Consider the following 17,112-nt stretch of genomic DNA (forward strand, 5'->3'; position numbering starts at 1 on the left):
TTTTCTCTATTTTACCAAGAAAAAAACAAAAAGTATCAAAAATATGATACTTTGTCTACAGTCTGAGAGGCTGACTCAAATGTCAGCCTCTTTTTCATTCTTAACTCTATTTTTTATGACGAATCATTTTGTTGATTGTTCTAACTAGCAAAATGATACTAGCTAATAAAGCAACCATGGTTATGCAGATAGTCATCCATTGTTCATAAGGATTAACTATAGATTCACCTAAAAGTAGGAGACTGATTGTCTCTTTTAATAAACCCAACAGAAAGGCACAACCTACCAGACTACACAGAAAATAAATGATTGTGGTGTCTTCGTCTAAGTCAGCTTTTTGGGCCGCAATGACTAAAGGTATTTCGGCAATAGCAACCGAGTAGGCTAACATTCTACTGAATAACTCACTCACATGAAACTCCCCATTTAATATGACCAATGATACAATCACATCTAGCACACAAACTAAAACAAATACCAATAAATAAGTCTTATTAAACTTTTTCAGATAAGTTGTCAACATATACTAACTCCCTTTTTCTTAACTGTATATTCTAACAGTAGTCCATATTATTTTAACATAATAACCTTTATCAATATGATTTTAGAGTAAATATCACAATCTTCTCCTTTAGATAAGGATGCCTTAAAACTAACTATTCCTTATTTTTTTCAGGATTAGATTCAACTAGTATTGAGATAATCAACTTATTTATGTTAATATCTCCTTTTTTAAAATACGCATTATACCATTAAATTTTGTGACAAAAAACGTTATAACAACTTTTAAAACAATATAATCGCATAATAAGAAACATGTATACCTATATCATTATTTTAAATCGTTTTTAACGGTTTTAATATTAAGTTTTACCCTTGAATGTTATAATAGATATATAATAATAAAGGGGTGAGCGAAATGAAAAGAGTTAGACTAGTCATCGGTTTTCTGTTTCTTCTGTCCATTGTAGCTCCCGCAACTGTAAATGCTTATTCCGGCACCCAAATGGTAACAACTATTGATCAATTGGAGGTTGTAGCAACTCAAGACATTTCCGTTAAAGACAGTACGATTGCTACTGGTAGTAAGTGGGAAGCTAAGGATAACTTTAATCAAATTACGCTAACTACAGGTGTTAACCTTACTTGGAAAGATGTTGAAAAAGACATCAAAATTGAAGGAAAAGTTGATACCAGTATCCCCGGAACTTATAAAGTAACATACACTTACCAAGACAAATCCGCTACTTCCACTATCGTTGTCAAAGATATGGAAGTCATTAAAATTCAAGAAATAACTGTTAAAGACAGTACAATTGCTACGGGTAGTAAATGGACTCCTAAGGATAACTTTAAGAATATTACACTAACTAGTGGTATTAATCTTACTTGGAAAGATGTCGAAAAGGACATCAAAACTGAAGGGAAAGTTGATACTAATATCCCTGGAACTTACAAAGTAAAATACACTTACCAAGACAAATCGGCTACCTCTACTATTGTTGTTAAAGACGTGGAAGTCATTAAGATTCAAGAGATTTCTGTTAAAGATAGCACGATTGCTACGGGTAGTATGTGGACAGCTGAAGATAATTTTAATCATGTCATGTTAACGAGCGGCATTAATCTTACTTGGAAAGATGTTGAAAAAGACAGTAAAATCGATGGGAAAGTTGATACCAACATTCCTGGGACTTACAAAGTAACGTATACATATCAAGACAAATCAGCTACTGCTACGATTATTGTCAAGGATATGGAAGTTATCAAAGTTCAAGAAGTAGCTGTCAAAGACAGCACAATCTCTACTGGTAGTAGGTGGGAAGCTAAAGATAACTTCAATCACGTCATGTTAACAAGTGGCATTAACCTTACCTGGAAAGATGTTGAAAAAGACATTAAAGTTGATGGTAACGTTGATACTAATATTCCTGGTACTTATAAAGTGACATACACATACCAAGACATCTCTAGTACTGCTACCATTATTGTCAAAGATATGGAAGTTATCAAAGTTCAACAAGTTTCCGTAAAGGACAGTACCATCACTACTGGTAGTAAGTGGGAAGCTAAAGATAATTTTAATCACGTCATGTTAACAAGCGGTGTTAACCTTACTTGGAAAGATGTTGAAAAAGATATTAAAGTTGAAGGAAAAGTTGACACGAACGTACCGGGATCTTACAAAGTAACGTACACTTACCAAGACAAGTCCGCTGTTGCGACTATCACAGTGGCTAATAAATCGACTGACAAAGGAAAGACAACACCTCCTAAAAAACTATTGCCTCAAACAGGTGAAAGTATCAGTGGCTCTATGGTTGCTATTGGATTCATAATCGTTGTTGGTGTCTTTTTAATAGTTGCTAGCAAATTAAAGAAGAAGGAACCATAAACAATAGAATCCCCTAATTAGAGCCTTATCAACAGCTAACTCTCTGTTGATAAGGCTCTTTCTTTCTGAAACATAAAAAAGCCACCAGTTCAATGAACTAGTGGCTAAAAAGGAGTTTGTTTTATTTACTTTGGAGGAGTAAATAAAAATGAAAAAGTTTGTTTTTGTTAGGGTTGTTTTGTTGGTATGCTTATATAATACTGTCTGTCTGTGAATTATTAATAACCACATTATTTCTTTTTTATGAATTATTTTTTAAGAAAAGTTAAAGAGCTTACTCTTTTAGTTGCCTCCATTTCCACTCTAATGATAACCGTCCCACCAAGACACACATGAGAAAGATTAAAAACAGAGAGCCATCAGTTAAAGGAATTGTCATAAAGAAACTCAACAGGAACAATAAGAGCGATATACTCCCTATCATCAATAAATATGTCCCTCTAAATGTGTTGCTAAACTTCAAATAGCCGCTTTTATTTTTCCTAAAAAAATAAGTAGGATCATTCCACATTATATTAGGGGTTAATCTAGAGAGACTGCCAAATAAGCAAACAACTGTAATTGCACCAAGTATCCACCTCATTTTAATCACTCCTGCATTTTTTTATTCTTCAATTAATTATATCATGTCTGATTATACGGATTAAACATAACATGATACAATAAGTATCATAGATTGGCATGTTAAACAGCTTGTTTTATCCAGTCTTCAGACGATAATGAAAGTGAGAGGAAGATATCATGACCAATGGAATCAAGAACATCTAGCAACTTTATTACATGTGTCCCGCTCCACTGTTTCCAGTTGGGAAGTCGGTAGAAACACACCTGATTTGGAAACAATTGTTTTAATTAGTGATTTATTTGATATCTCTCTCGATCATTTATTAAGGGAGGACAAGCATATGTTACAAAAAGAAAACAAGCAACAATTCACATTGAAAAAAAGTGACGAAGTATTTGATGTAACAAACGAAGAAGGAATAACTTGTTACCGTATGCAAGAAGCGAGCACTCTACCCACTCAAAGAAAATATTTACTAACAGATCAGACAAATAAACAGATTGCTTCAATTAAGCGAAAACGCTATAGCTTTGGTATGTATGACCTGCCTCGTCTGTTTCTAAAGCTTGATCATTGGAATGACATCTCGATCATTAAAGACATGGAACAATTCAAAAGTGTTTATAAAATAAAAGGAGAAGATTTAAGCATTGGGGGACATTTTTTAGGAGAGACTTTTGCTGTTGTTAGAAATGGCGAAACAATTTCTAACGTTGTCGTCACAAGTGATAACAATCATTTTACGTTTAGATTTACCTGTTTAAATGAGCCTATGGAACCTTTAGTAGTTAGTTTTTTATTTCTAATAGCTTTAGTTTATGAAGAGGAAAAACGAGCTATTCATTTGGGATAGGATAAAAAAGCTACTAGTTCAATGAACTAGTAGCTAAAAAGGAGTTTGTTTATTTACTTTGGAGGAGTAAATAAAATGAAAAAGTTTGTTTTTGTTAGGGTTGTTTTGTTGGTATGCTTATATAATACTGTCATCTTGTGAATAATTCATAGCGACATTATTTCTTTTCTGTGAATTATGTTTTAAGAAAAGTTAAACTAATACAAATCAAACTAGTTCTATATTTATCTTGGTATATAAAAGAGGTGAGAACTGATGAACAAAGAGTATTCAAGAAAAGCTGTGACGACTGGAGTTAGTTTTGGTAGTGCATTAGCTATGGTCATTTCCTATACTGCTTGGCATAGTATCCCTTGGGCTATTTTCCACGGGATTTTAAGTTGGGTATATGTTTTATACTACGCTATTTCTTACTAACCTTATTCTAGATTAAAAGGGCTACAACCCTCTATTTCAGAGAATTGTAGTCCTTTTTATTTGTTTATAATACTACTTAATGTTAGCAATAATTCATCATAATTCACTTGAGAATAATCACTAACATCTATTTCATACACCAATCCTAATTCAAATTTATCATATTTTCTATCCGTCACAATTTGATGAAACTCTTCTTTGGTTATATGACTTGTTGCTTGTTCCATATCACTTAATGTATCCCCATAATGATACTTTTTCATAACATAACTTAAATGTCTACTGGAATCTCTATCTCTCGTGTATCTTCTATTCCATAATGTTTCAAAGTCTGCTACTAATCTAATTGTGATAACTTGATAGTCATATTTTTTAGAGAGGTTCTCCAATTTGACTTTTTGTTTGTTGCTAAATGGGTATTCTGAAGCTACAACTTTTTTACCTGCTTCCATATACATGTCTAAAGCTTTATAAAAGAACGGCCAGACTTTTTCTTTTTCTTGAATCGCTCTTTCTTCTAAACTTTCAAACCCTATACTTTCAGCATAGTATACCTTAATCTCATCAGGTGTGATGACATACATATCTCCAATTTTTTTTTGTATTAAATTCATCAAGTATGATTTCCCTGTTCCTGGACTACCCGCTAATAAAATCAGAAATTTTTCTTTTTTCATTTTTTTATATTAGTTGATGCGTCTAAATTAAGAAATAGTTTTATTTTATGTTTTATGACATCGTCTACAGCTTCATTAGCAGGAATAATGTTGTATCTCAATGATTTATTGTCAGCTGTAGTGCCAAATGTTTCTTTAGCGGTTTTTGTCCAATTAACTAACAGTTCTGTTCCTACATTAAATTTACGGATACCGTTATTGATTAATTCTGGATAATCTTCCTCTTTGACTCCTGTTCCTCCATGAATAACAAGTGGTACGTCTACAACTGAATGGATTTCTTTTAACAGTGGAATATTAACTTCTGTTTTTGATTTGTATTGTCCATGGTTAGTCCCAATAGCAATTGCTAAAGCATCTACACCAGTAGCTTTTACAAATTCTACTGCATCTTCAGGTTTTGTATAAACCTTATCATTTTCAGCCACATGAATGCCTTCTTCAGTTCCTCCAATTGTTCCTAACTCACCTTCAACTGATACACCTTTAGCGTGCGCATATTCTACTACTGCACGTGTTTTTAATATATTTTCTTTAAATGGTAAATGAGAACCGTCATACATAACAGATGAATAGCCGGCATCAATAGCTGCCTTTATTTCATTGAAGTCTCTAGCATGATCCAGATGTAACACCGCATCAACCATCTCTTCATCCGCAATTGTTTTTACTGTATTGACCAAAACATTATATCCAATGTATTTTGCTGTATCTATACTTGTTTGAATTATAATTGGGGATCCCATCTCTTTTGCTGCTCTTAACATTCCCGGTAGCATTTCTAGATTATGAGTATTAAAAGCTCCTACTGTAAAATTCAACTGTTCCGCTACTTCTGTTACTTCCTTTAACGTTTTATACACCGTGACATCCTTCTTTCTTTACTTATCTACTTAAAGTAACTTTTTTGGCTATCTGTCTCATTTCATCCATTTTGTCCATATAGTAATTGATTCCTGCGTCGTCACCATTCCTAGCAGACTCTGCTCTCTTTTTATTGTATAAGCTCATCAATTTTTTATAACCATCACCAATTGATAGTTGATAAGCTAAGCTCTTCTCTAACGAATTAATTGCTTCATCTACTTGATTAAGTTCCCCTTGAAGCAAACCAACTTGTTCATAGAAAATAGCTTTTTCTTTTTTTTCTTCCTCAGGGATTTTCTTAAGGTCGCTCATTAGTTCTAATAACTTCTTCTCTATTGATTTTTTCTCATCATCTGATAAAACAGGTTCACTTTTGACCTTTGCTTTAGGCTTCTTTTTAAAAAAATTTAACATAAATCAACTCACACCTTTTTAGAATTTTTTTAGTATAGGTCCTAATAGCCAAGCGTATAATAGCGCTACTGCCACAGTATCTACGTCAGTAGCAGTGGCATTTATGAATCCCATACTATTGAATATGCCAACTAATAGAGCTGGCAACAATGTGATGAAGAAACCATGTGCTATTCCACCTATAATAGCTCCTCTTCGCCCTCCTACTGCGTTACCAAAAATACCTGCTGTACCTCCGGCAAAGAAGTTTGTTAGCATTCCTGGCAAAATCATTGCTAAACCAAAAGTCGGTAAGACAAACATAGCTATTACAGTTCCTATTGTAGTCGTGATGAATCCTAAAATAACTGCATTTGGACTGTATGGGAAAAAGACTGGACAATCTAATGCTGGAATTGCATCTGGTACTAGTTTCATTGCAATCCCTCTAAATGCAGGAACAATTTCACCTAATAACAACCTAACACCTGATAGTAAGACGTAAACACCTACAACAAATTGAATTGCTTGCATAAAAGCAAACATAATATAGTTTTGATTACCTGCTAGCGTTGCCCCAAATTCTTCGCCAGCGAAAATAGCTGTAATGATATACAAAGGAACCATTACTACCATTACTGATAGATAGGTATCTTGTAAAAATTCAAATGATTTTGGTAATTTGATGTCTTCAATTGATTTTTTGTTTTCTCCACGTTCCCCTGTTAACCAAGCAACTCCTGCTTCAAATAAGTAGCCAATGGTACAAAAATGTCCTAATGCGATATCATCTGATCCTGTTACTTTTCTAATAATTGGTTGAGCAATTGCAGGCATTGCCACAGCAAATACACCACCAATAAAGCCTCCTACAATAATTAATGGCAACCCTCGTAAGCCAATAAAGAATCCAAAAACAGTTGTCATTGTCGCCATCCATAGAATTGCTTGTCCTGTTAAGAAAATATATTTCCATTTTGTAAATCTAGCGATTAGTATGTTGAAGATAAATATAGCTAAAAATGTTAACGCAATATCCCGTCCTAACCCTAATTCATTCATCGCTTGACCATTGATTGCTTCAATAGAAGGGATAATTCCTTGCATATTAAAACCTTCTGTAAATATTTCACCAAAATACGTTAAGCTTCCAACAATGATACTTGAACCAGCACTAAGAACTTGAAAACCTAATAACGTCTTTAATGAACCCGAGATAACCTGACCTGGAGATTTTTTCTGAAGAATCAATCCTAGCATTGCAATTAAAGCAATGGTTATAGATGCTTGAGTGAGTATATTATCTATAATAAAATTAATAACCGACATAATAACATTCCCCTTTTTTAATTAATTTTAAATTAAAGACTTCCCTTTTCCTTTAACACAGGTGATAGTTTTTCCTCTATCTCCACTTTGGATACAATATTTTTTAAGTAGACCATTGACGTATTAGCGTCTAAAGTAAATTTTTCAAACTGACTTCGGAAATTCTCTGCTGTAATAATAATGTCAGATTTCATCGATACAGCTGATGAAATATCCACATGATCCAAATTAGCCTCCACCCCTAATTTATTTAATACATCTTCCGTTGACATTTGTGCTGCCAAACTACTTCCCAAACCTGCTCCACATACAAATAAAATATTTAACTTTTTCATACTAACCATCCCCTCTATTTTTTTAGTTCACTTTCAAATAAAATATGTTTGAACTCTTCTGTTGAATCCACTGAAAGAAGCTTATCTAATCGATCTTCATCGTTTATCAAAGAAACCAGTTCTTTCATAATATTTAAGTGTGAATATGAATCTGTCGCTGCTAAACAAAAAACTAAGCTGACAGGATCCATTTCTTCATTACCAAACTCAACAGGTTCCTTTAATTTTAATACACTGATTCCTAACTCATTAACACCATCTTCTGGGCGTGCATGAGCCAATGCTAAATTTTTTCCTATAACAATATATGGCCCATGTTCTTTCACTGAATCAATCATGGCATTCACATAATCTTGAGTTATAATCCCTTCATCTAACAAAGGTTTAGAAACTATTTCAATGGCATTTTCCCAGCTATCTGTTGTGGCATTCATAATAATATGACTGTCATTCAATTTATCTTTTAACATTGGTTGAATCTCCTCTAAATTTATTTTTAATCCATTACTTTTAAATAGAGTTTGAAGTTTTTTGTAATCATCCTCATTAAAAAAAGATTGCCTCTTATCAATTAAAGAAACTATTTCATTAAATAAATTAGTGTAACTATCCGTATTTATTTTTAACCTACCAAATTGAATGTTATCATCTAAAAATTCCTTAATGATTATTAAACTATCCTCTGTAATTATCGGATCAACTACTATTAAAGGTTTTTCACTAATATCAATAGACGATGTAGAAAAAACTAAATCCACATCTAACTTCTCTATAACAGATACATCTCTTGAGCCAATAACTGCGACAATATCAACTTCTGGGAAATTCTTTTTCAAGTTTGCGGCTAATAAATTACTAGTGGCTATCCCGTGATTACAAACAACTAAGCATTTATAACTTAAACTACTTTCTTCTCTTAGATAGGTATATATAGTAGAAAAATGAATAGCTAAAAACGAGATCTCACTTTCAGAAATCTTAGCATCGATGACAGCCTCAATATTAGGTTTATATTGTTGTACTGCTGTGTATATTTCACTATAATTTTTTTTAATACTTTCTAAAATTGGATTAAAAACCTGTACACCACTTTTTAGACGAGCAATCATTAAATGAATATGTTCGAATAAGGATTCATATAGTGCCTCTTCTTTTTTATGGAAAGGAATACCTGTAGTCTCCTCAACAAATTGCATTAAATTAATTGTTATAATTTGAGAATTGACCCAATTCACCGATGTATCTGGACTATCTGTATTTAAAGATGTAATGATAAACGTTAAGTACTCTTTTTCTATAATGCTTACTTCTAAATTAAACGCATCAATGATGGATGCGATATAATCTTTTGTATCTACTTCTTCATCTGTGTCGTCCATAATACCCCAGTTAATCAATCCTATGGTTTCTTTTTTCTTTAATCGATAAATCCATATCAATGTAAATAAGACTATCTGCTTCTTATACAATTCGTCTCCCATTGTGTCAAAATGACTATCAAAAATATCAAAGACCTTATTTATATCACTATCACTGATGTAATTATTTAGTATTTTTCGATTAATCGATAATTGACCAAAAAAATCACTTTGAAAATTAACAATCTCTATTTCTTTTTTTATAACATCAAATAACATTGTTCTTATAGATCTTTCAGAACCTTCAAATGCACAACCTTTTTTTCCATTACTAACTATCTCTATATTGTACTTACCCATCTGTTTTCTTAAACGTCTCATGTCTTCATCAATTGTACTTTTCGACACTGAAAATTCATTTTCTTTTTTATTCAAAAAAACAGGACTACCAGAAAACCCAAATGATAACAACAAATCGAGTTCTCTTTCTTCTTTCTCTAAAAAAAAGTAGCCATCTTTAAAAATATTTTCAATCATATGACTTCTTTCTTTTGTTGAAACTCTAATGCACACTCCCTTTCCTCTCACATTTTTAATAGTCTCTAAGCCCAATCCTGCCAAGTAGTCATTTGCTTCCATAATTGAATTATGAATGGTTCTAATGCTCACATTAAACATGTTACTTAAAGACTTTGTACTAATTGGATATGGGCTCGACAATAACTTTTTTAGCAACATTATTGTTCTGACTCTCATAATAGTAATCTCCTTTATTCAATTATATGTTTGCGCTTACAAATAAAAAAGTGCATATGTCTTCCATAAATAATGGAAAAAATAAACACTCTAACCTATTCAATTAACAATCATCCTATCAATAGCATTTATATACTCGAGTAATGCTCTGTTCTACTTTCTATTTGAGTATTAATGTATGTTAAAAATTCTATGTACTCCTCTTTAGTCATATTAAAAAAATCATCCATCACCATTGAGCAATACTTATTATCTTCATCTAAGAAAGACAAGTCTAATCCATCAGTCATTTCTTTATAAAATAAATGACTAACAGGTTTTATTTTCTTATTGTTGAAATATACTTCTGGTATATCCAAACAATTAAATTGTCCTTTATGAGCATTACAGCCAGGCCACACATTAATAAGGTTTCCAAAAGATTCATAGTTATCTATAAATCTAGTCATTTCTGCTAACTCATTTAGTTCATGATAATTCCTAAAGTTACTTAACATATAGTTATGACTATATAACCTTTGGCGATACCTTTTTCCATTTGTTACATAGTAAATATAATCATCATTTTCTTCTTTTGTAGCAAACAATTGCGAATCACTAGATTCTTTCTTCCCTACGTGGCAAACGCAGTGGACACCTAATGTGTAGATACCCAAAAATGAATATAAAACATCTGAATAGCACCAGCTCAACCTTACTACTTTATCCTGGTGAATAACTTCTACTGGCTGACCTTTTTTAGGGTCCAAGCGATACTTTATCTGTTTTAATAACTGAGTCATTGGACTTACCTCTCTTTTTTTATCTTTAACTCTATTCTATCAAAAATCTACCTAGAGGCTACCTTAGCTTTATTCTAGATTAAAAAAGCTACAATCCTCTATTTCAGAGAATTGTAGCCTTTTTTTATTTGTAAAAATTAGATAAATTATTATTTTTCTTATCTAGTTCATAACTAAACCAGCGACCATTTAAAATATTTTTTGACAACTCCTCTTTCTTCTCAGTTGAAAGAGTCTCATCTTTAGCCATGTCATCTAATACTTGGTTATAATCAAATTCTTTACTTCCCATTGTTGCTGAAGCTTTTCCTTTATCTGCATCTAAAAATAGAATATTTTCTTTACTATTAGCTTGCCATTCTTTCCACTCTGTTGGCGTTGTACTTCCCCCTATATCATCATTCATAAATTCATAGACGTAGTTTTGGAAGACGCTAGCTAATTCTTTAGCACCTTTTGAGTCATAAGCATTTCCTACCAAACCTTCATAGTTTTTACTATCTGTATCTAATAGTGGTACAAATACACCATGGAATGAGCCAAAGACACCCATTTCTTTTCCTACAACAGTTTCATCTTGACCAAACAAGATTTCCATTCCATAGATAGGGGCCTTGTAGTTTGGTGTCATTTTTTGAGCTGAGTCTTCTACATTAAACAAACTATATAATTTTCCACCATAATTATTAACAAACTGATACTCATTCACTTTCTCTTTATCTGTATTAATAGTTCCATCTTTCACTGCTTCACCAAAATAAGGATCAAATCGACCAAACAATGAAAATTCTTGTTCTCCAGATAGCATCATCAAAGGCACTTCATTGTATTTTTTCGTGTCAAAGCCTTCTTTAGGAATGACGACACCATCATTATATAAATGAGGAAATACTTCCATACGAAGCCCTGCATTAGCCATTAATGAGCTCAACCTATCTGCTTCTAATTGATATAAGTAATCATGAACTTCTTTATCTGACGTTAACAACCACTTAGCCGCCTCTTCAGCATTATCTTTAACTTTATCTTCTACGACTAAAGGAGCGATTGCCTCTGCAAAGACTTGTTGCGATTTTTCTTCATCAGCAATAGTCATACCGCCACTTAATGAGATAGCTTTATCAAATTTATCTTCAAATATAGGTGAAATCAGCATCGCCATGACGTCTCGTCCTCCTGCAGAGAAACCTGAAACTGTTACATTGTCTTTATCTCCACCAAATTCTTCAATGTTTCCCTTAACCCAATCTAAAGATTTATTAATATCTAATAAAGCAATATTTCCAGAATTTTCTTCATCACTGCCATTTTTTATAGCTGATAATGGATTGAATCCCAATGCTCCTAATCTATAATTGACACTAACCACAATTGCATCATGTGTTTCTACAAATGAACGTCCTGATATCTCCTGCGCATGTCCTGATTGATTATTTCCACCATGAACAAACACAAGTACAGGTAAATCTGTTTTATCATTATTAGGACGATATACATCTAAATTTAAAGCATCTTCAGAACCTACTACACCATCAGCAGATGCTTGTATAGCCACCTCGCCAGGAGCAGTTGTCTCTAATACCTTATCCCACTTTTCTGGATCTTTAGGCGCTTTCCATCGATTGTCGCCTGATGTCTTCGCTCCATAAGGAATACCTTGCCAGACTAAACTCTTACCATCTTCTTTTCCTTTAATTAGCCCAAATTCTGTCTCTCTTGTCGTTAGATCTACTACTTTTTTCTCGACTGATTCTTTCTTGGCCTTTTCTGTATCTGTAGAAGTACCATTACCACAACCAACTAAAAGTATGGCTGATAAACAAACAAAACCTACTTTAAACGAACTTCTTTTTACCATAATTCATCCTCCTTAAAATATAAAAAACCCAAAAAACACATGGATAGATCCACATGATTTTCAGGTTATGCCCACAAAGGTTACATTCCATTTTATTCTGTACATTTAATATACCATTAAAAGAAAACGGTTGCAATATTTTTTAATAGTCATTTTGATTATTTAACCAAAACAAAAAACTCTCTAGAGTTTAATAAACTAGAGAGTTTTAATAATACTTATTTTTAGTGAAACACTTTGAAGCGATTGTCATCTGCTGCGTATTCTTTTTCTCCAGCAGCTGTTTCAATCGAACCAAAGACCATTTGTCCACGTAGTTTCCATGAAGAAGGGATAGCCCATTCTTCTTCAACGGCGTCATCAATCACTGGGTTGTAATGTTGTAAGTTAGCACCGATATTGTGTTCTGACAATGCTACCCATACATTAGATTGAGTCATACCACTTGCTTGTTCTGACCAGATGGGGAAGTTTTCTGCGTATAAAGAAAATTGCTCTTGTAATCCTTTAACAACATCCATGTCTTCAAAGAATAAAATCGTTCCTTTTCCTGCTGCAAACCCTTGTAATTTTTCTTGAGTTCCAGGGAAGTTTTCTGCTGGTGTTAAAGGTTTTAGGGCTTCTTCTGTTAGACTCCATAAGCGCTTATGAGAGTCTCCAAAAAGAATTACCACGCGTTGTGTTTGAGAATTGAAGGCAGTCGGGGTTTCTCTAACAACTTCTTTAACTAATTCTTCGATTTCTGTATGTGATAAAGAGATATTTTCTCCTAAATGATAAATAGAGCGACGATTTTTTAATGCTTGAATAAATGATGACATAAGTTCACGATCCTTTTTCTTTTTTTATTAACAAAAAGAATCATACCAGCATACTTTTAGTAAGTAAATATTTTTGCTCACTTTTTGTAAGCTTTTTTAATCAGCTAGTTTATAGCGTTTTAATCCTGGAATATTTAACATGATAACTAAACTGACTAAGTAAATAACTGATAAGAACATTACCACTATTGTTAGGTTATAATGATCCATTAAAAAGCCGATAACCACTGATGAAAATCCTCCAATAGCACGTCCAACGTTCATAATAAAGTTGTTCGCAGTTGCTCTAATTTCTGTCGGGTAAAGGAAGCTAATAATCGCTCCGTAGCCACCGTACATACCATTAATAAAATAACCCACAATAACTGCTGCAATAAGTAATGACCATTGACCTTTAGCTAGAGTTAATAAGTAAACTGAAGCAGAAGAAGCAATTAGGAATAAGCCAAATGATAATCTTGGTCCTAATTTATCCATAATTGTTCCAAAGGTTAACATACCTAGTGACATACCTAAAATAGTGCTAATCATCCAAAGCGATGAACCTGATACAGATAAGCCTAATTGTTTTTGCATAATAGAAGGCAACCAATTCATTAAACCAAAGTAGCCAGCAATTTGAACTGTTACCATTAATGACAAGCCAATTGTTTGCCACGTGGTTTTTCTACCTTTAAATAATAGAGAAAAATCAGCTTTTTTGGCTTCTTTAGCCTCTGTTGTAAAATCTTCTGGTTCTTTTAAATCACGACGGATGACAAGAACTAATAAAACCGGTAAAACACCAATCACATAAAGCATTTTCCAACCTAATACTGGAATAATCAGTGAGGCTAAAATGGCTGCTAGAATAGCACCTACTTGTCCTCCAATAGCTACGACTGATGTTGCTCTAGCTAGGTGTTTTTTGTCAAATGTTTCTGAAACAAGAGACATACAGGCACCGTACTCACCACCAGCACCAATCCCTGCGATGAAGCGGAACAAGTAAACCCAATACACATTTGTTGCAAACATCATGAGTAATGACGCTACAGAAAAAGTAATAACAGTGTATGAAAAAATCTTAACACGACCAAATTTATCGGCTAAAAGCCCAAAAAAAATACCACCTACAAGCATCCCTAGATTGGTAATCGTCGATATAAAGCCAGCCTCAACACTGGTAATATTTAATGAGGTAATAATTGATGATAAAGAAAAGGCTAAAAACATCATATCCATATTTTCTAAACCAATCCCTGCTGCTGTTGACACTAACACTTTTCGTTGATACTTAGACACGAACCATCCACTCCTTTTTTTCTTTCATCACATTAAAACATAAAACACCAAGCATTAAAAGACATTTTTTCGTTAATAGTTCTTTTTCTTTTATCTGTTCATTTGCTGTTTCAGGTCATATTTCTCTAGGTAGACTCTTTATGTTTTAAAAAAACAATCTATTCTCGTTTTATCCAACACAACGTCAACAAGAAAGCCTATTTCTCAGTTTATTTTTTTCTTTTCCTAGGTTAAACAGAACCAACTCTACAGATGACTAGCATACAAAAAAAAGAAACCCTGATTAGGATTTCTCTTTTCTCGGTTTAACAATGTAGAAATAGGTGTCAGTTGCTGAAAAATAACAAACAACCACTGCCGAAATAACAAGTAAGCTTAGTTTGAGTGGTTGAAATAAAATGAAAAACAATAGACTCAGTAGCCCAAAAGAAACTAGGCTATCTACTAAAAATAGGGTTACCCCAGACATCTGAGGCCATTTATTATACAAGTATTTTAACAAACTTCCTCTTAAAGGATCTCGGTTAGAGACTTTGCGATTAGACGCTAGACCTAAGCTAAGAAGTAAGGACAGAGCTCCTGACAAAATAGCATACAGTAAGTAACTCGTCCAATCAACTGTACCTGGATCAAAACTGAAGGCAATGAAATAGATCGCAAAGAAAATCATAAAATTTACTTTTATGGACCATGTATTATTGAGACCAATACCAACAATTAAGATTAAGGGCAATAGCAACATAAACATCTCTTTAATATTAGTGCTTCCTGATATGACTCCTATTAATCCTATAAAAATAACCAACACAACTGAATCAATAGTTTTCTTTTGCATCTTTATCCCCCTCCTCTTGCTTTCATTATATAGAAATAAATTTAAAGAAGCAAAAAGCGTTGGATTTAGTTTATAGCAACTAAATTCAACGCTTTTCTACACATATTTACGCCATTTCAAGACTTTATTTTCTAGAACATCAATCAGGACAAAGAGTAAAAATGCCACAGCGCTCAACACTAAAATACCGCTATACATATCTAAATAATCAAGCCTTCCCCAGGCATCCATAATGAAATAGCCCAAACCATATTGAGTCCCGTAGACTTCGGTGAAAAAGAGGATTGCTATGGCTGTGCCCAAAGCCACTCGCAGTGCACTTAAAATAGAAGCTGCTCCGGCTGGCAAGGTAATCACTCGAAATTGTTGCCAATTAGAAGCCCCTAGCACATGTAAATGTTTGTAATAGCTACTTGGTATCCCTCGAATGCCATCTCTAACTGACAGAATAACAGGAAACACAACGATTAAGGTAATCAAGATAATTTTCGATGAATTCCCTAAACCAAATAACAACATGATAATCGGTAATAAGGCGATTTTTGGGATTGGATAGGTCAAGTACACCATAGGATCTAATAATTTATTCCACCTGTCACTTCTTCCCATTAATAATCCTACTAAAAAGCCAATAACGACAGCGATTAATACACCCCAGAATAAGCGAATCAAACTATTATAGGTGTGTAATCCTAGTGTTGTCATATCCATCTCAATCAAATGTTGATATACGGCAAAAGGACTTGGTAGCATACTTTGATTGATCCATAAACTAGCTAAGTACCACAATATATTTAAGATAACAAAGGCCAGTAGCCCATGCCATAAACTAATTAATTTCTTCATACGCATCAAGCACCTCTCTCACTCGTTTAGTCACTTGATAAAACGTATCACTCACTCTTTTTTTCTCGCTTGGAATACTGAAGCTATCGTTCTCAATAATTTCCACAATCTCACCAGGTTTGCCTGATAATAAAGCAATGCGGTTCCCTAAAAAGACGGCTTCTTCTACATCGTGAGTAATCAAAATGGCTGGTGCCGGTTGTTTCTGCCACTCCCTTAAAAACAAGCGTTGCATGTTTTCTCTTGTAATGGCGTCTAAAGCTGAAAAGGGCTCATCGAGTAAATACAAATCGGCGGCCATTACCATAGCTCTAGCAATCGAGACACGCTGCTGTTGCCCACCACTCAGTTGACTCGGGTATTGTTTAAGCAACTCACCTATCTTAAGTTCAGCAACAATCTCTGCTACTTGGGCTTTCACTTGAGGGGTTTGTTTGATTTTTTTAATGGTTAAACCTAATAAAATATTTCCTTCGACACTTAACCAAGGAAGTAACCCGTAATTTTGAGGAATCCAAGCTAAATTCATCTCTTTAGATGAAACTGGTACCTCATTTAAAGTAATACGACCTGAATCAATCGGGTGAAGAGCCATGACACTATTAATGAGTGTAGACTTTCCTGTCCCACTTGGCCCGATTAGAGCGATTATTTCCTTTGAATCAACTTGTAAGTTAATCTCTTTTAACACATTTTTGCCATCATAAGAGACTTTAAGATTTTCAATCGCTAGCATCTTGA

The 17,112-nt window shown here is 33.5% G+C and carries 17 protein-coding genes; 3 read left to right on the plus strand and 14 right to left on the minus strand.

Annotation, left to right across the window (positions count from 1 at the left end; genetic code table 11):
• Positions 1 to 106 precede the first annotated feature (106 nt).
• A complete protein-coding gene (locus tag DOK76_RS01445) occupies positions 107 to 523 on the minus strand; it encodes a hypothetical protein (protein ID WP_206964452.1) in 417 nt (138 codons plus the stop codon).
• A gap of 396 nt (positions 524 to 919) precedes the next feature.
• Here DOK76_RS01445 and DOK76_RS01450 point away from each other — a divergent pair, with 396 nt between their 5' ends.
• The 3 genes from DOK76_RS01450 (at position 920) to DOK76_RS01460 (ending at position 4,230) form a co-directional block, all read left to right on the plus strand.
• A complete protein-coding gene (locus tag DOK76_RS01450) occupies positions 920 to 2,395 on the plus strand; it encodes a bacterial Ig-like domain-containing protein (protein ID WP_206964454.1) in 1,476 nt (491 codons plus the stop codon).
• Positions 2,396 to 3,114: 719 nt separating this feature from the next.
• On the plus strand, positions 3,115 to 3,813 hold the full coding sequence (locus tag DOK76_RS13075) for a helix-turn-helix domain-containing protein (protein WP_242542164.1): 699 nt from the start codon (positions 3,115 to 3,117) through the stop codon (positions 3,811 to 3,813).
• 255 nt (positions 3,814 to 4,068) lie between these two features.
• Positions 4,069 to 4,230 carry a hypothetical protein gene (locus DOK76_RS01460; RefSeq protein WP_206964456.1) on the plus strand — a complete coding sequence of 54 codons (162 nt, stop codon included), beginning with the start codon at positions 4,069 to 4,071 and terminating at the stop codon, positions 4,228 to 4,230.
• Between the two features lie 56 nt (positions 4,231 to 4,286).
• Here the strand turns inward: DOK76_RS01460 and DOK76_RS01465 are convergent, their stop codons facing one another.
• The 13 genes from DOK76_RS01465 to DOK76_RS01525 form a co-directional block, all read right to left on the minus strand.
• Complete coding sequence (locus DOK76_RS01465; protein ID WP_206964458.1) at positions 4,287 to 4,907, minus strand: zeta toxin family protein; 621 nt, start codon at positions 4,905 to 4,907, stop codon at positions 4,287 to 4,289.
• Entirely contained in the window at positions 4,904 to 5,770 is an 867-nt protein-coding gene (locus DOK76_RS01470) for a class II fructose-bisphosphate aldolase (RefSeq protein ID WP_206964459.1), read from the minus strand. The genes DOK76_RS01465 and DOK76_RS01470 overlap by 4 nt, the downstream gene beginning before the upstream one ends.
• 22 nt (positions 5,771 to 5,792) lie before the next feature.
• Entirely contained in the window at positions 5,793 to 6,188 is a 396-nt protein-coding gene (locus tag DOK76_RS01475; RefSeq protein WP_206964461.1) for a tetratricopeptide repeat protein, read from the minus strand.
• 18 nt (positions 6,189 to 6,206) lie between these two features.
• Complete coding sequence (locus DOK76_RS01480; RefSeq protein ID WP_206964463.1) at positions 6,207 to 7,496, minus strand: PTS sugar transporter subunit IIC; 1,290 nt, start codon at positions 7,494 to 7,496, stop codon at positions 6,207 to 6,209.
• 32 nt (positions 7,497 to 7,528) lie between these two features.
• Positions 7,529 to 7,831, minus strand: coding sequence for a PTS sugar transporter subunit IIB (locus DOK76_RS01485; RefSeq protein WP_206964465.1), 303 nt, complete (start codon positions 7,829 to 7,831; stop codon positions 7,529 to 7,531).
• A gap of 14 nt (positions 7,832 to 7,845) precedes the next feature.
• Positions 7,846 to 9,945 carry a BglG family transcription antiterminator gene (locus tag DOK76_RS01490; RefSeq protein ID WP_206964467.1) on the minus strand — a complete coding sequence of 700 codons (2,100 nt, stop codon included), beginning with the start codon at positions 9,943 to 9,945 and terminating at the stop codon, positions 7,846 to 7,848.
• A 128-nt stretch (positions 9,946 to 10,073) separates the two neighbouring features.
• Positions 10,074 to 10,727 carry a hypothetical protein gene (locus tag DOK76_RS01495; RefSeq protein WP_206964469.1) on the minus strand — a complete coding sequence of 218 codons (654 nt, stop codon included), beginning with the start codon at positions 10,725 to 10,727 and terminating at the stop codon, positions 10,074 to 10,076.
• 124 nt (positions 10,728 to 10,851) lie between these two features.
• The gene (locus tag DOK76_RS01500; protein WP_206964471.1) at positions 10,852 to 12,585 is read right to left on the minus strand and encodes a carboxylesterase family protein; all 1,734 of its coding nucleotides are present in this window, start codon (positions 12,583 to 12,585) and stop codon (positions 10,852 to 10,854) included.
• Between the two features lie 224 nt (positions 12,586 to 12,809).
• A complete protein-coding gene (locus tag DOK76_RS01505; RefSeq protein ID WP_206964473.1) occupies positions 12,810 to 13,406 on the minus strand; it encodes a nitroreductase family protein in 597 nt (198 codons plus the stop codon).
• Positions 13,407 to 13,502: 96 nt separating this feature from the next.
• Positions 13,503 to 14,690, minus strand: a complete 1,188-nt coding sequence (locus DOK76_RS01510; protein WP_206964475.1) for an MFS transporter — start codon at positions 14,688 to 14,690, stop codon at positions 13,503 to 13,505.
• Positions 14,691 to 14,973: 283 nt separating this feature from the next.
• Positions 14,974 to 15,525 (minus strand): hypothetical protein, encoded by a 552-nt coding sequence (locus tag DOK76_RS01515; protein ID WP_206964477.1) that lies wholly within the window; start codon positions 15,523 to 15,525, stop codon positions 14,974 to 14,976.
• A gap of 96 nt (positions 15,526 to 15,621) precedes the next feature.
• Positions 15,622 to 16,371, minus strand: a complete 750-nt coding sequence (locus DOK76_RS01520) for an ABC transporter permease (RefSeq protein WP_206964479.1) — start codon at positions 16,369 to 16,371, stop codon at positions 15,622 to 15,624.
• Entirely contained in the window at positions 16,355 to 17,107 is a 753-nt protein-coding gene (locus DOK76_RS01525; RefSeq protein ID WP_206964480.1) for an ABC transporter ATP-binding protein, read from the minus strand. Before DOK76_RS01525 ends, DOK76_RS01520 begins: the two co-directional genes overlap by 17 nt.
• Positions 17,108 to 17,112: the final 5 nt, after the last annotated feature.

The organism is Candidatus Vagococcus giribetii (assembly GCF_017316185.1).
Classification (GTDB): Bacteria; Bacillota; Bacilli; order Lactobacillales; family Vagococcaceae; genus Vagococcus; species Vagococcus giribetii.

Excerpts from the sequence above, each read along its gene's own strand:
- DOK76_RS01445 (WP_206964452.1), bottom strand. The coding sequence starts at position 523 with ATGTTGACAACTTATCTGAAAAAGTTTAATAAGACTTATTTATTGGTA.
- DOK76_RS01450 (WP_206964454.1), top strand. The coding sequence starts at position 920 with ATGAAAAGAGTTAGACTAGTCATCGGTTTTCTGTTTCTTCTGTCCATT.
- DOK76_RS13075 (WP_242542164.1), top strand. The coding sequence starts at position 3,115 with ATGAAAGTGAGAGGAAGATATCATGACCAATGGAATCAAGAACATCTA.
- DOK76_RS01460 (WP_206964456.1), top strand. The coding sequence starts at position 4,069 with ATGAACAAAGAGTATTCAAGAAAAGCTGTGACGACTGGAGTTAGTTTT.
- DOK76_RS01465 (WP_206964458.1), bottom strand. The coding sequence starts at position 4,907 with ATGAAAAAAGAAAAATTTCTGATTTTATTAGCGGGTAGTCCAGGAACA.
- DOK76_RS01475 (WP_206964461.1), bottom strand. The coding sequence starts at position 6,188 with ATGTTAAATTTTTTTAAAAAGAAGCCTAAAGCAAAGGTCAAAAGTGAA.
- DOK76_RS01480 (WP_206964463.1), bottom strand. The coding sequence starts at position 7,496 with ATGTCGGTTATTAATTTTATTATAGATAATATACTCACTCAAGCATCT.
- DOK76_RS01485 (WP_206964465.1), bottom strand. The coding sequence starts at position 7,831 with ATGAAAAAGTTAAATATTTTATTTGTATGTGGAGCAGGTTTGGGAAGT.
- DOK76_RS01490 (WP_206964467.1), bottom strand. The coding sequence starts at position 9,945 with ATGAGAGTCAGAACAATAATGTTGCTAAAAAAGTTATTGTCGAGCCCA.
- DOK76_RS01495 (WP_206964469.1), bottom strand. The coding sequence starts at position 10,727 with ATGACTCAGTTATTAAAACAGATAAAGTATCGCTTGGACCCTAAAAAA.
- DOK76_RS01500 (WP_206964471.1), bottom strand. The coding sequence starts at position 12,585 with ATGGTAAAAAGAAGTTCGTTTAAAGTAGGTTTTGTTTGTTTATCAGCC.
- DOK76_RS01505 (WP_206964473.1), bottom strand. The coding sequence starts at position 13,406 with ATGTCATCATTTATTCAAGCATTAAAAAATCGTCGCTCTATTTATCAT.
- DOK76_RS01515 (WP_206964477.1), bottom strand. The coding sequence starts at position 15,525 with ATGCAAAAGAAAACTATTGATTCAGTTGTGTTGGTTATTTTTATAGGA.
- DOK76_RS01520 (WP_206964479.1), bottom strand. The coding sequence starts at position 16,371 with ATGAAGAAATTAATTAGTTTATGGCATGGGCTACTGGCCTTTGTTATC.
- DOK76_RS01525 (WP_206964480.1), bottom strand. The coding sequence starts at position 17,107 with ATGCTAGCGATTGAAAATCTTAAAGTCTCTTATGATGGCAAAAATGTG.